The sequence below is a fragment of the Thiobacter subterraneus genome, from assembly GCF_055379455.1.
The window spans coordinates 451,854-465,138 of sequence record NZ_AP042402.1; the positions used below are offsets into that span (position 1 = coordinate 451,854).

The 13,285-nt window shown below is 67.8% G+C and carries 16 protein-coding genes; 1 reads left to right on the plus strand and 15 read right to left on the minus strand.

The genetic code is table 11. The features are described 5' to 3' along the window. The first annotated feature begins 22 nt into the window (after positions 1-22). Complete coding sequence (locus ACZ42P_RS02385) at positions 23-562, plus strand: NUDIX hydrolase (RefSeq protein WP_464898507.1); 540 nt, start codon at positions 23-25, stop codon at positions 560-562. A 29-nt stretch (positions 563-591) separates the two neighbouring features. Here the strand turns inward: ACZ42P_RS02385 and fliR are convergent, their stop codons facing one another. The 15 genes from fliR to ACZ42P_RS02460 all read right to left on the minus strand — a co-directional run bounded on the left by fliR (position 592) and on the right by ACZ42P_RS02460 (position 13,281). Then, positions 592-1,383 (minus strand): flagellar biosynthetic protein FliR, encoded by a 792-nt coding sequence (fliR, locus tag ACZ42P_RS02390; RefSeq protein ID WP_464898508.1) that lies wholly within the window; start codon positions 1,381-1,383, stop codon positions 592-594. A gap of 34 nt (positions 1,384-1,417) precedes the next feature. Next, positions 1,418-1,687: a flagellar biosynthesis protein FliQ gene (gene fliQ / locus ACZ42P_RS02395; RefSeq protein ID WP_464899350.1), complete on the minus strand. Its 270-nt coding sequence runs from the start codon at positions 1,685-1,687 to the stop codon at positions 1,418-1,420. Next, positions 1,687-2,523, minus strand: coding sequence for a flagellar type III secretion system pore protein FliP (gene fliP / locus ACZ42P_RS02400; protein WP_464898509.1), 837 nt, complete (start codon positions 2,521-2,523; stop codon positions 1,687-1,689). The genes fliQ and fliP overlap by 1 nt, the downstream gene beginning before the upstream one ends. Continuing rightward, positions 2,447-2,872 (minus strand): flagellar biosynthetic protein FliO, encoded by a 426-nt coding sequence (gene fliO / locus ACZ42P_RS02405; RefSeq protein ID WP_464898510.1) that lies wholly within the window; start codon positions 2,870-2,872, stop codon positions 2,447-2,449. The genes fliP and fliO overlap by 77 nt, the downstream gene beginning before the upstream one ends. After that, positions 2,869-3,324, minus strand: a complete 456-nt coding sequence (gene fliN / locus ACZ42P_RS02410; RefSeq protein WP_464898511.1) for a flagellar motor switch protein FliN — start codon at positions 3,322-3,324, stop codon at positions 2,869-2,871. Before fliN ends, fliO begins: the two co-directional genes overlap by 4 nt. A 20-nt stretch (positions 3,325-3,344) precedes the next feature. Continuing rightward, positions 3,345-4,319, minus strand: coding sequence for a flagellar motor switch protein FliM (fliM, locus tag ACZ42P_RS02415; RefSeq protein WP_464898512.1), 975 nt, complete (start codon positions 4,317-4,319; stop codon positions 3,345-3,347). Between the two features lie 9 nt (positions 4,320-4,328). Then, positions 4,329-4,841, minus strand: coding sequence for a flagellar basal body-associated protein FliL (gene fliL, locus ACZ42P_RS02420; RefSeq protein WP_464898513.1), 513 nt, complete (start codon positions 4,839-4,841; stop codon positions 4,329-4,331). Between the two features lie 197 nt (positions 4,842-5,038). After that, complete coding sequence (locus tag ACZ42P_RS02425) at positions 5,039-6,091, minus strand: flagellar hook-length control protein FliK (RefSeq protein ID WP_464898514.1); 1,053 nt, start codon at positions 6,089-6,091, stop codon at positions 5,039-5,041. Positions 6,092-6,162: 71 nt separating this feature from the next. Further along, positions 6,163-6,624 (minus strand): flagellar export protein FliJ, encoded by a 462-nt coding sequence (fliJ, locus tag ACZ42P_RS02430; RefSeq protein WP_464898515.1) that lies wholly within the window; start codon positions 6,622-6,624, stop codon positions 6,163-6,165. Positions 6,625-6,635: 11 nt separating this feature from the next. Next, positions 6,636-8,057: a flagellar protein export ATPase FliI gene (fliI, locus tag ACZ42P_RS02435; RefSeq protein ID WP_464898516.1), complete on the minus strand. Its 1,422-nt coding sequence runs from the start codon at positions 8,055-8,057 to the stop codon at positions 6,636-6,638. Continuing rightward, entirely contained in the window at positions 8,038-8,658 is a 621-nt protein-coding gene (locus tag ACZ42P_RS02440; RefSeq protein WP_464898517.1) for a flagellar assembly protein FliH, read from the minus strand. Before ACZ42P_RS02440 ends, fliI begins: the two co-directional genes overlap by 20 nt. Positions 8,659-8,719: 61 nt before the next feature. After that, on the minus strand, positions 8,720-9,715 hold the full coding sequence (fliG, locus tag ACZ42P_RS02445; RefSeq protein WP_464898518.1) for a flagellar motor switch protein FliG: 996 nt from the start codon (positions 9,713-9,715) through the stop codon (positions 8,720-8,722). Beyond that, the gene (fliF, locus tag ACZ42P_RS02450) at positions 9,712-11,328 is read right to left on the minus strand and encodes a flagellar basal-body MS-ring/collar protein FliF (protein WP_464898519.1); all 1,617 of its coding nucleotides are present in this window, start codon (positions 11,326-11,328) and stop codon (positions 9,712-9,714) included. Before fliF ends, fliG begins: the two co-directional genes overlap by 4 nt. Positions 11,329-11,539: 211 nt before the next feature. Beyond that, positions 11,540-11,860: a flagellar hook-basal body complex protein FliE gene (fliE, locus tag ACZ42P_RS02455; protein WP_464898520.1), complete on the minus strand. Its 321-nt coding sequence runs from the start codon at positions 11,858-11,860 to the stop codon at positions 11,540-11,542. Positions 11,861-11,931: 71 nt separating this feature from the next. Next, positions 11,932-13,281 (minus strand): sigma-54-dependent transcriptional regulator, encoded by a 1,350-nt coding sequence (locus tag ACZ42P_RS02460; protein ID WP_464898521.1) that lies wholly within the window; start codon positions 13,279-13,281, stop codon positions 11,932-11,934. Between the last annotated feature and the right edge of the window lie 4 nt (positions 13,282-13,285).

Here is a 13,285-nt window from a genome sequence, read left to right on the forward strand (position 1 = left end):
CAGTTCGCCCAGGTGCCTACCCATGAATTTCTGCAGCCAGTGCGGCAACCGCGTCATCGTCACCATTCCCTCGGGGGACACCCATCCGCGCCACGTGTGCCCCGCCTGCGGCACCATCCATTACCAGAACCCGAAGATGATCGTGGGCACCATCCCCGAGTGGGAGGACAAGATCCTGCTCTGCCGACGCGCCATCGATCCCAAGCGGGGCCTGTGGACCCTGCCGGCGGGTTTCATGGAGAACGGCGAGACCACCGCCCAGGGTGCGGCGCGGGAAACCCTGGAGGAAGCCAACGCGCGTGTGGAGGTGGGCGAGCTCTACAGCCTGTACAACCTGCCCCACATCAACCAGGTGTATCTGATGTTCCGCGCGCGCCTGCTGGATCTGGATTTCGGGCCCGGCATGGAGAGCCTGGAGGTGGCGCTGTTCGAGGAGAAGGACATTCCCTGGGACCGGCTCGCCTTCCGCACCGTGGAAGCCACGCTGCGCGCCTATTTCCATGACCGGCGCCAGGGCCGCTTCCGCTTCCACATGGCCGACATCGGCCCGCCGCCCAAATAGCGGGGCACGATCATGGCACCCGTCCTGCCCTAGCGCGAGCCCGCCAGGGCCGCCAGGATCTTCATGGTCATGGCCAGCCCCTCCTCGTACAGGCGCACGAAGTGGGGCGCGAAATAGGGCAACGCCAGAAACAGCACCGCAAAGCCCGCGATCAGGGTGAGGGGAAACCCCACCGCGAACAGGTTGAGCTGGGGCGCGGCACGGCTCATCACCCCCATGGCCACGTTCACGATCAGCAGCGCCGCCAGCACGGGCAGCGCCAACAGCACGCCGATGACGAACAGTTGCCCCCCGGCCAGGGCCACGGCCTGGAAACCGCCCGCCGCCAGGGGGGTGGGTGAGATGGGCAGGATGCGGAAGCTCTCCGCCAGGGCGGCGATGACCATCAGGTGCCCATTGATGGCGAAGAACACCAAAATCGCCATCAGGCCCATGAACTGGCCCAGCACGGGCACCTGGGCCGAATTCTGGGGATCGTAGAAGACGGCAAAGCCAAGCCCCATGGACAGGCCGGCGACCGAACCCGCCATTTCCACCGCCGCCAGCAATAGCCGCATGGAAAAGCCCAGGGTCACACCGATCAGGATCTGCTGGACCGCGATGAGCAGCCCTTCCGCCGAAGCCAGCCCCACCGGCGGCGGGGGCGGCAGGACCGTGGCCAAGAGCCAGGCCAGCACCAGGGCGAAGGCCATGCGCGCGCGGATGGGGATCGCGCGATGACCGAGCAGGGGTTCGGAAACCAGGAGCGCCGCAATCCGCAGGAAGGGCCACAACAGGGTGGCCAGCCAGGCTTCGAGCTGGGCGCTGGTGACGGTGATCATGGGCGTGCGGAAGGCGCGCCGGGGCGCGGCACCCTCAGCGGATGATTTCCGGAATGCTGGCGAACAGCCGCGTCATGTAGTCCGTCATGGTGCCCAGCATCCACGGTCCGGCCAGGATCATCACCACGAACATCACCAGCAGCTTGGGAATGAAGGAAAGCGTCATCTCGTTGATGGACGTGGCCGCCTGGAAGATGCTCACCAGAAGGCCGGTGGCAAGCGCCGCGAGGAGGAGCGGCGCCGAAACCAGGATGGTGACTTCCAGCGCCTGCTGGCCGATGTGGATCACGGTATCCGCAGTCATCATGGATTGAAACTCCGCACGAGGGACGCCAGCAGCAACCCCCAGCCATCCACCAGCACGAACAGCATGAGCTTGAACGGCAGGGATATGAGCACCGGCGAGAGCATCATCATGCCCATGGACATGAGCACGCTGGCCACCACCATGTCGATGATCAGAAACGGAATGAACACCAGGAAGCCGATCTGGAACGCGGTCTTGAGCTCACTGGTGACATAGGCGGGAATCAGGATCTTCATGGGTACCGCCTCCGGTCCCGGCATGGGCCCCACCCTGCCCAGCTTGGCGAACAGGGCCAGGTCCTCCTGCCGCACCTGGGCCAGCATGAACTGCCGGAGGGGCTGGGACGCCTTGTCCAGCGCCTGGTCGAAGGGCAGCCGGTTCTCCATGTAGGGCTGATAGGCTTCCACGTAGATGCGGTCGAGTACCGGCGACATGATGAAGAAGGTCAGAAACAGGGCGATGCCCACGATCACCTGATTGGGCGGCGTCTGCACCGTGCCGATGGCCTGGCGCAGCAGCGACAGCACGATGACGATACGCAGGAAGGAGGTCGTCATCAGAAGCAGCGCGGGGATGAAGGTCAGCGCCGCGATCAGGATCAGGGTCTGGACGCTGAGCGTATAGGTCTGGCCACCCCCCGGCGCCGGGGTGCTGGTGAAGGCGGGCAGGCCGGTCTGGGCCCAGGCTTGCCCTCCCAGCAGCAGGAGGGGCAGGCCAAGGATCAGGAGCGCTCTGGCAAGCCGCACGGCGCCCTCCTCAAGCGCGCCGGCTGGCAAGCAGCTGGCGCAGGCGTTCGGCAAAGGGCGAGGTGGGCACACTTGCCTGCAGGGCATCGGCGTCTTCCGGGCGCGGCATGCTGTGCACGGCGCTGACCCGGCCCGGCGCCACGCCCACGATGAGCCAGGTCTGCCCCACTTCCACCAATACCAGCCGCTCCCGCGGCCCCACCGCGACGCTGCCCAGCACCTTCATGGCGCCGCCGCCCGCGAGCTGGCCGGGACCGAGCCGGCGCATCAGCCAGGCCGTGGCAAAAATGGCGGCCAGCACCAGCGCCAGTCCCAGCAGCATCTGCAGGAGACTGGCGAAGGACGTGGCGACAGGAGGGGGGGTCGTGTCGGCGGCATGCGCCGCCGTGGACACGAGCGCGGGCAGCCCGGCCAGCGCACGGAACAAAGGGCTCATCGCTGGAGTTTGCGGATGCGCTCGGCGGGCGTGATGATGTCGGTGAGACGGATGCCGAACTTGTCGTTGACCACCACCACTTCGCCCTGGGCGATCAGACAGCCGTTGACCAGCACGTCCATGGGTTCGCCGGCGAGGCCGTCGAGCTCGACCACGGAACCCTGGGCAAGCTGCAGCAGATTACGGATGGCGATCTTGGTGCGACCCAGCTCCACGGTGAGATTCACCGGGATGTCCAGGATCATGTCGAGATTGTTGGCCGCGGCCGGGGCCGAGGCGCCGGCATTGTCGAACACCGGCATCTGGGCGGGTCTGGCGGCTTCCGCCTGGGCCTGCTCGGCAAGGGCCGCGGCCCAGTCCTCACCGCTGCCCGCCGCCGCCTTTTCCTGCTCGGCGAGTGCCGCCGCCCAGTCGTCCGCGGTGATCTGTTCCTTCGCCTCGTCTTCCGCCATTGCCGCCTCCCTGGAAAGCCTCAGCCTTCCGTGCCGCTCACGACGCGCTTCACCTTCAGGGCGTACTGGCCGTTATGCACGCCGTACTGGCATTCCAGGACGGGCACGCCGTCCACCTCGGCCAGCACCGCCTCGGGCACGTCGAGGGAAAGGACATCCCCCACCTTGAGATTCATGATGTCGCGCAGGGTGACGCGCGCCGAGCCCAGATTCGCCACCAGGGTGACCTCGGCCTGCTGGATCTGCTCACGCATCAGACGCTCCCAGCGCTCGTCCACCTCGAGCCGCTCGCCCTGCATGGTCGAGCTGAGAATATCACGAATGGGCTCGATCATGGCATAGGGGGTGCAGATGTGGAAATCGCCACCCCCCTCGCCCAGCTCGATGTTGAAGGTGGTCACCACCACGACTTCGCTGGGGGTGGCCACGTTGGCGAACTGGGGGTTCATTTCCGAGCGGACGTACTCGAATTCGATGGGATAGATCGGCTCCCAGCATTTTTTGTATTCTGCCGTGGCCACTTCCAGCATGCGCTGGATCACCCGCTGCTCGGTGGGGGTGAAGTCACGCCCCTCCACGCGCATGTGGAATCGGCCATCGCCGCCGAACAGGTTGTCCACCACCAGGAACACCAGGTTGGGATCGAAGATGAACAGCCCCAGGCCGCGCAGCGGCTTGAAGCGCATCAGGTTGAGATTGCTGGGCACCACCAGGTTGCGCATGAACTCGCTGTACTTTTGGACCTTCACCGGACTCACCGAAATCTCGGCAGTGCGCCGCATGAAGTTGTACAGCCCGATGCGCAGGTTGCGCGCGAAGCGTTCGTTGATGATCTCGAGCGTGGGCATGCGCCCACGCACGATGCGTTCCTGCTTGCCGATGTCGTAGGAGCGAACCCCGCCCTGCTCTTCAGCCGGCTTTTCCTCTTCGGTCTCGCCGAGCACGCCCTTGAGCAGGGCGTCCACTTCGTCTTGGGAGAGGATCTCGTCGGCCATGGGGCCCCGTCACTGGATCACGAACGCGCTGAAGTACACGGCCAGCACACCCTGCTTGGGATCCTTCACACCCAGGATCTGGTTGATCTGGGCGACCATGTCACTGGCGAGTTTCTGTTTGCCCTCCACCGGCGCGAGTTCTTCCGCCGTTTTGCTGGACATGAGTAGGAGCGTGGCGTTGCGGATCTGCGGCATGCGCAGCTTGACCTGCTCGATCACTTTCTCATTGGCCACCTGCAGGTCCACTTCCGCCTGCAGATAGTGGTCCTCGCCGTCGGCGCCGCGCTGCAGGTTCACCGTGAACTGGTCCAGCCGCGTAAAGACCGGCGGCTTTTCCGCTTCCTCCTTGTGCGCCGCCTCGTGCGCCGCGCCCCCCTTGGAGCCGGCGAGAAACCACCAGGCCGCGCCTCCGCCTCCGCCGGCCAGAAGCGCCGCCACGGCGATGATCAAAAGTTTGCTTTTCTTCTTGGGCGCCGCAGCACCGCCCTCTGCGGGCGGTGGGGCGTTCTTCGCTTGCGCCATGGGTGTCCTCACATGCCTGCCGCAGCCGCGGCCTTCCAGGCTTTATAACCTCAAACCCACGACGGATCAAGTAGTTTGGAGACGGAATTTAGGCAGTTTGTCAGTTTGTGACGCAAACCCTTGGCGAACATTGGCGTTTGAGCGGCAGACAAAAAACGGGCCCGCAAGGCCCGTTTTTTCCGCCCGCGGCAGGGGAATCAGGCAAATACGTCCACCAGCCCTGCCCGCCCCTGCCCGATCCGCCCGCCGGGCGCCACCCCCGGCAGCGGCGCCAGGGAGGTGGCGGCAGCGTGGGGGCCGGGCCGGGAACCGGGCTCGCCGTCCTGGCGCGCCCCCTGGCCAAAGGAATGGGCCGCCACTTCCACGTTGCCGAGCTGGATGCCGCTTTCCGCGAGCATCTCCCGCAGGCGCGGCAGAGCGGCTTCGATGGCTTCACGCACCGGGGCGTGGGACGAGACGAAGGTCATGCTCGCCTGGTCCTGGCCCAGCGCGAGATGGATCTCCACCGGTCCCAGCTGGGGTGGGGTGACCTGGATCTGGGCGAACTGCTGGCCCTGGTGGCTCACCCACACCACCTTCTGGGCGAATTCGCCGGTCCAGCCCGGACTGCCCACCGGCTGCTGCACGGTCGCCGCAGGCACGGTCTCGCTCCGGATGGGCGCCGTCCCCTGGCCGTGCCACGGCCCTGGGGCAGACTGAGGCGCTGCCGCGTTCGTTGCCGTCGTGGGCAGCTCTTCGGGTGCCGCAGGCCCCCGGGCCACCGGCAACGCCTCCTTGCCCGTATCCTGCGCCGCCGGCAGGGGCGGATCGGCAAGTTTTGCCGGGGCGGCATCCGTCTGCGGCAAACCCGGCGCCTGGGAAGCGGACGTGCCACCCGGCACCCCGCCACCCGGCCCCCCAAGGGTGAGCACCCGCACCCGCGGACCGTCCTCCGGCCGCCCGGTCCCCACCGGACCCGGGACCGGCTGCACGCTCACCGGCGCCACGGGCAGAGCGGTGATGGGCTGCAACAGGGCAGCCGGATCCGCTGCCGGCAGGGCTGGCACGTCGCCGCTCTCGGCCTTGAGGGGCGGCTCGCCGGTCTCCACGGCCCCTGGCAGCGGCGCGCTGCCGGCCTCGATCTGGCGCGCCAGCAGGGTGGCAAAGGAGGCGGCGTCGGTGGCCGGAAGCGGCTGGACCCCGGCTGCCTCGGCGGCCGCTGGCGCCACCGCGATCACGGTGATGTGGGAAGAAACAGGCATGTTGGACATGAGACCGGCTCCTGCAAGGCCCGTCAGCCGGGCGACACCAGCCGTTTAGCAAACGGCGTGCCAGAAAGCGGTCAGTCCTCGCCGCGGGGCAGATGGGGGGCGCCGGCACGGGCGCGTCGGGCGTGCTCGTCCTGCTCGCGCTGCTCCAGACGGGTTTCCCGCACCCGCTCCCCTGCGGCATGGCGTGCCCTGAGGACTTCGTAGGTCTTGAGCTTGCGCCGCTCCTCGAGCCAGACCCGCTGACCCTGTTCCCAGGCCTGGCGACAGCGTTCCACCTCGGCCTGCTGGTGGCGGATGGCGACCTCGATCTTGGCGAGAAAGGCATGGAAATCCCGCATGCGGTGCGCATCAAGCCCCTCCTGCACCGCCTGGCCCAGGCGCTCGCGGTATTCCTGCTGGTAGCCGCGCAGTTGGGCGAGCTTGTCCTCGGCGGCCTGCCACGCCTGCTTGAGCTCGGCGAGGCGCCGGGTGGCGGCCTCCAGCCGGTCGGCGGCGAGATCGTGCAGGGGCTGCAGCGGAAAGCGGCGCGCCATGGCTTACGGCTTCACAGACGCAGGAGCTGTTGAAGACGCAGGATACTGTCGCTGTAGCTTGCGCGCTCGCGCATGTCCTGCACCAGGAACTGCTCCAGTTTGGGATACATGGCGATGGCTTCGTCGAGCAGGGGGTCGGATCCCCGCACGTAGGCGCCGACAGTGATCAGGTCCCGGCTGCGCTGGTAGCGGGAATAGAGATTCTTGAAGCGCCGGACCAGCTCCAGCTGCTGCGGCGAGACGATCTCGGTGATGGCGCGGCTGATGGAGGCTTCGATGTCGATGGCCGGGTAGTGCCCCTGGTCGGCCAGGCTGCGCGAGAGCACCACGTGGCCGTCGAGGATGGCGCGTGCGGCATCGGCGATGGGATCCTGCTGGTCATCGCCCTCGGTGAGCACGGTGTAGAAGGCGGTGATGGAGCCGCCCCCTTCCCGCCCGTTGCCGGCCCGTTCCACCAGCTGGGGCAGCTTGGCGAACACCGAAGGTGGATAGCCCTTGGTGGCGGGGGGCTCGCCGATGGCCAGGGCAATCTCCCGCTGGGCCATGGCGAAGCGGGTCAGGGAATCCATGATGAGCAGCACGTGCTTGCCCTGGTCGCGGAAATACTCCGCGATGGCGGTGGCGTAGGCCGCCCCATGCAGGCGCAGCAGGGGCGGCGTGTCGGCGGGGGCGGCCACCACCACCGCGCGGGTGCGGCCCTCGTGGCCCAGGATGTTCTCGATGAATTCCTTGACCTCGCGGCCCCGTTCGCCGATCAGTCCCACCACGATGACGTCGGCGCTGGTGTAGCGCGCCATCATGCCCAGCAGCACGCTCTTGCCCACCCCGCTGCCGGCGAACAGGCCCATGCGCTGGCCGCGGCCCACGGTGAGCAGGGCATTGATGGCCCGCACGCCGGTATCCAGCACCTCGCGGATGGGGGCGCGCGCCAGAGGGTTGAAGGGACGGCTCTGGAGGGGGACGCGGGTTTCCGTCTCCACCGGGCCGAGGCCGTCCAGGGGGCGGCCCGCGCCGTCCACCACACGCCCGAGGAGTTCCGGCCCCACCGCCACCTGCCGCGCCCGGTCTTCCGCACGCCGGCGCCGGATCAGCGTGCCCCGCGGGCGCGGCACCGTAAGCTCGCTTTCCACGGGAATCACACGGGCGCCGGGCACCAGGCCATAGACGTCGGTGGAGGGCATGAGGAACAGACGCTCGCCGGAAAAGCCCACCACCTCGGCATCCACCGTGAGACCGTTGGGCAGTTCCACCAGGCAGCTCGACCCCACCGCGAGTTTGAGGCCCACCGCCTCCATGACCAGGCCTGCCACCCGGGTGAGCCGCCCCGTCATGGCCCAGGGCCTGACCGCGCTCACCACGTCGCGGCAGTCGCGCAGGAAGGCACGCCAGTGGGCGAGCTGCCCGTCCTCGGCTTCAATCGTTCCAGTCTGCATCGCTGCCCAGCGCCGACACGATTCGTTTCCAGCGGGTCTCGAGGGTGGCGTCGAGCTCGCTCTCCGCGGTCTCGATGCGGCAGCCGCCGCGCGCCATGTGGGGATCCTCCACCACCCGCCAGACCGATTCCTGATACTCGTAGGCGAGCATCTGGCGCACCAGGTTAGCGTCTTCCGGGTGCAACACCAGTACCGGATGCTCCGTGAGCTGGGGCAGGCTCTCGATGGCCTCGCGCACCACGTCCAGCACCCGCTCCGGTTCCAGCGCGAGGGCCCGCCGGGTGAGCTGGCGGGCGATTTCCAGGGCGAGATCCAGGATCTGGTCGGCCATGGCTCGCTCGAAGCCCTCCAGGGCCTGCTCCAGCCGGTGCATGAGCTCGCGCATGCGGCGCGCGTCCGCCTCGCCCTGGGCCCGCCCGTCGCGCATTCCCGCGGCGAAGCCTTCCTGGTAGGCCTGCTGGTGCATGCGCTCCAGTTCCTCGGCGGTGGGAAGCTTGACCGCCGGCTCCGGGGGTGGGGCCGGCTTTTCCTCCAGGGACGCGAGCTCCCAGCGCTGGTAGGCGGACAGCTGTTCCTTGGGAATGATGGGTTTGGAGGCCATGGGTGCGCCGCGCAACGGTTACCCGATCATTATGGGGCCGCAGGCAGCGCAGGCAAAGGGGTCAGATGAAGGCTTCCTCGCCCTTGCCGCCCAGGGCGATCTGGCCTTCGTCGGCAAGCCGGCGCACGATCTTGAGGATTTCCTTCTGCTCGGCCTCCACTTCCGAGACCCGCACCGGGCCCTTGGCCTCGAGGTCGTCGCGCAGCATCTCCGCCGCGCGCTGGGACATGTTCTTGAAGATCTTCTCGCGCAGTTCCGGGCTCGCGCCCTTGAGGGCGATGATGAGGCTTTCGGACTGCACCTCGCGCAGCAGGAGCTGCACCGCCCGGTCGTCCAGGTCCAGGATGTTCTCGAAGGTGAACATCTCGTCCTGGATCTTCTGCGCGAGTTCCGGATCGAAATCGCGCACCGCCGCCAGCACCGAGGTCTCCACCGCGCCGCTCATGAAATTGAGGATCTCGGCCGCCACGCGGCTGCCCCCCATGGCACTCTTCTTGATGTTGTTGGGCGAGGTGATGAGCTTGGTGAGCACGTCGTTGAGATCACGCAAAGCCTGGGGCTGGATGCCATCCAGGGTGGCAATGCGCAGGATCACGTCGTTGCGCAGGCGCTCGGTGAAATGCCCCAGGATTTCGCTTGCCTGGTCGCGGTCGAGATGCACCAGGATGGTGGCGATGATCTGCGGGTGTTCGTTCTTGATGAGTTCCGCCACTGCGGCGGCGTCCATCCACTTCAGGCTTTCGATGCCCGCGGTGTCGCCGCCGTGGAGGATGCGGTCGAGCAGGCTGGCGGCGCGGTCGGAGCCCAGGGCCTTGGTCAGCACGTTCTTGATGTAGGCCGCGGAATCCGCGCCGAGGGCGGTCTGCCCTTCCGCCTTCTGGCGGAATTCCGCCAGCACCTGCTCCACCTTTTCCCGGTTGACGGTGGTCAGGCTGGCCATGGCCGCACCGAGCTTTTGCACCTCCTTCGGCCCGAGGTACTTGAACACCTCGGCCGCCTCCTCCTCGCCCAGGGCGAGCAGCAGAATGGCGCTCTTTTCGATGCCTTCCTCGTTCACGCCCCCTCCTTGCCTACCCACTCCCGTACCACGTTGGCCACCACGCTGGGATTCTGGCGCGCCAGCTCGCGCACCGCAGCAAGATTCTGTTCATAGCCCGCGGGCTGCGCGCCCGGGCCGGCCTCCTCCGGCGCGGCCATGCCTTCCGGCAGGGGTGGCGGGGCGGGCAGCCGCGCCAGCTCGCGCAGGATGGGACGCAGCACCACGAACACGATCACCCAGATGATGGCCGCGATGGCGAGAAACTTGAGCAGACCCAGCCCCGCGCTCTGCACCCAGGGGTTCTCATAGAAGGGCGCGGCTTCCACCTTCTCCGCGGGCGGCAGGTTGAAGGCGGCATTCACCACGTTCGCCGTATCGCCGCGCTGGGCGTTGAAGCCCATGGCTTCCTTGACCAGGTTGTTGATCTGGGCGAGTTCCCCCTGGGACAGGGGGGCGAGACTCACCTTGCCGTCCTTGCCGGTGATTTTTCGATAGTTGACCACCACCGCCGCCGACAGCCGCTTCACCGCGCCGGGGGGCAGGCGGGTATGGCGCACGGTCTTGTCCACCTCGTAGTTGACCGTCTGCTCCTTCTGGGACGGCACCACCGCCTGGGCCTGGCCGGCTCCCGGCGCGCCGGCCGGGGCCGTGATGGGCGCGCTGGCGGCGCCCGGCGGCTGGTTGGACAGCGCCCCGGGCACCCCCGCAGGCCCCCCCGCGGCGCCGAGGCTCTCGCGGCTTTGCAGGCTGCGTACCGCCGCCTCCTGGGGCGCCGGATTGGGCTTGTAGGTCTCCGCCGTCTGCTCGGTCTGGGAGAAGTCCAGCTCCGCGGTCACCTGCGCGCGCACGTTGTCCGGCCCGACGATGGGCGCGAGAATGGCCTCGATGCGGCGGGCGAAGCTCTCCTCCACCTGACGCACATACTCCAGCTGGGTGGCATCCAGCCCCGCCTTGCGGAAGGCCGTCTCGGGGCCGGTGAGCAGGTTGCCGTTCTGGTCGATGACCGTGACGTTCTCCGGGGGCAGGTCGGGCACGCTGGAGGCCACCAGATGCACGATCCCGGCCACCTGCGCCGGCTCGAGCCGGCGCCCGCCCCCCAGGTTGACGAGCACCGACGCCGAAGGTTTCTGCTGGTCGCGCAGGAACACGGACGGCCGGGGTATGGCCAGATGCACGCGCGCCCCCTGCACCGCCGACAGGGACTGGATGGAGCGGGTGAGCTCCCCCTCCAGGGCGCGCTGGTAATTGACCTGTTCCACGAACTGGCTCACGCCCAGCTTCTGCCCCTCCATGAGCTCGAAACCCACCACGCTGCCCTTGGGCAGGCCCTGGGAGGCAAGCTTCAGGCGCACCTCGTACACCTGCTCCATGGGCACGAGGATGGTGCTGGTGCCCTCGGTTTTGTAGGGCACGTTCATCTGCTGCAGCGCGGCGATCACCGCGCCGCCGTCACGATCCGACAGATTGGAGAACAGGACCTGGTAGGTGGGCGTGCGGTACCACAGCACCCCGGCCACGACCAGGGCGATGATGGCGGCGATGCCGATGATGAGACCCAGCTTCTGGCTGTTGGAAAGCTGGTTGAACGCCGAAAGCTGGCTGAGCAGGGAGGACTGGGCGGCCAGGGCCATGGTTCAGCCTCCCGCGGCAGACGGGGCGCCGCCCGCCGGGGGGGCATCGGCAGCCCAACCGGGGCGGCGGACCTTGCCCAACACGCCGGTGGTCATGGCTTAGCCCTCGGTGCCGGGACGGGGACGCGGTCCCACCCATGAAAAAGCGGCGGCGGCGACACCGCCGGGGTGAAAAGCCCCGTGATGTCGCCCGGCCTGCCGCTTCGCGTCATCAAACCTGGAGGTTCATAATCTGCTGGTAGGCCTCCACCAGCTTGTTGCGTACCTGGACCATGGTCTGGAACGAGACGTCGGCCTTTTGCAGGGAAATCATCACGTCTTCCAGACTCACGTTGGGCGCCCCCTGTTCGAAGGCCTGGGCGAGCCGGCTGGCCTCCGCCTGGCTCTGGCTCACCTGTTCCAGGGAGGCCTTGAGCAGGGCCGCGAAGTCGCTCCCTTCCACCCCCGCCGGCTGCGTGCCCTGCCCGCCCGTGGCAAGCTGGGAGGCGGCACGCATCTGGCCCAGCAGCTGATCGATCCCTTTGGCGTCCATGGCGTCGTCCTTCCTTGCAGTTCAACTCACTATCGGCATTCGGGACAAAAAATGCAAGATCCATGCCGACTTCAGGAGGAGCGGTCGCCCCCCGCGGCGGCGTCCTCTTCCCGGTAGCGGGCGAGTTTGTAGCGCAGGGTGCGCTCGCTCATGCCCAGGCGCTGCGCCGCGCGTTTGCGGGAGCCCCCCTCTGCCGCCAGCGCTTCCATGATGTGCCGGCGCTCCAGGGACTTGATGTCGGTGGGGCCTTCCGCGGGCGCCTGCGCCACGGGCGCCGCCGTTGCCGCAGCGGCAATTTTTGCCGCCGGCAGGTGCAGATGGGACGGCTCGATCACGTGCCCGGGGGCGAGGATAAGTGCCCGTTGGATCACGTTTTCCAGCTCGCGGATGTTACCGGGCCAGGCATACTGCGTCAATTCGCCGAGAGCCTCGGGCGAAAAGCTCATGCCATGGCGCCCCGCCTGTTTCGCCAGCCGGGCGAGGATGTGGCGCGCCAGCGGCGCGATGTCCTCACGCCGCTCCCGCAAGGGGGGCAGGTGCAGCGGGAAGACGTTGAGCCGGTAGTAGAGATCCTCGCGGAAACGGCCGGCGGCGACTTCCGCCTCCATGTCGCGGTTGGAGGTGGCAATGATGCGCACGTCCACCGGAATGGGGCCCCTGCCCCCGAGCCGCTCCACCTCCCGTTCCTGCAACACGCGCAGCAGCTTGGCCTGGAGGGAAAGGGGCATTTCGGAAATCTCGTCGAGGAGCAGGGTGCCACCACTGGCCTGCTCGAACTTGCCGGCCTGGGAGGTGGTGGCGCCGGTGAACGCGCCCTTCTCGTAGCCGAACAGGGTGGATTCCAGCAGGTTGTCGGGGATCGCCGCGCAGTTGATGGCCACGAACGGCCCACCGGCGCGGGGCGAATGGCGGTGCAGATAGCGGGCCATGACTTCCTTGCCGGTGCCGGACTCCCCGGTGATGAGCACGGTGGCATGGGAGGCCGCCACCCGCCGCGCCAGGGCCAGGAGTTCCCGTGACATGGCGTCCTCCGCCACCACGTCGCCCTCGGCCGCGGGCGTGAGCATGTAACGGGCCACTTCGGCGAGCAGCCGGTCGGCCTCGAAGGGTTTGGTCAGGTAATTGCAGGCGCCGTCGCGCATGGCCTCCACCGCCTTCTCGATCATGCCGTAGGCCGTCATGAGCAGCACGGGCACCTCGGGCCAGCGGGCCTTGATGGCCTTGAGCAGGGTGTGGCCGTCCATGGGACGCATCTGCACGTCGGACACCACCAACCCCACCGCTTCGCGCTCCAGGATCTGCAGCGCGGCGCTGCCGTCTTCCGCCACGCGCACCGTGTAGCCTGCGAGCTCCAGGGTGTCGGTCAGGGCTTCGCGCAGATCCCGGTCGTCTTCGACGATGAGTATGGGCAGGGCGGACATGGGC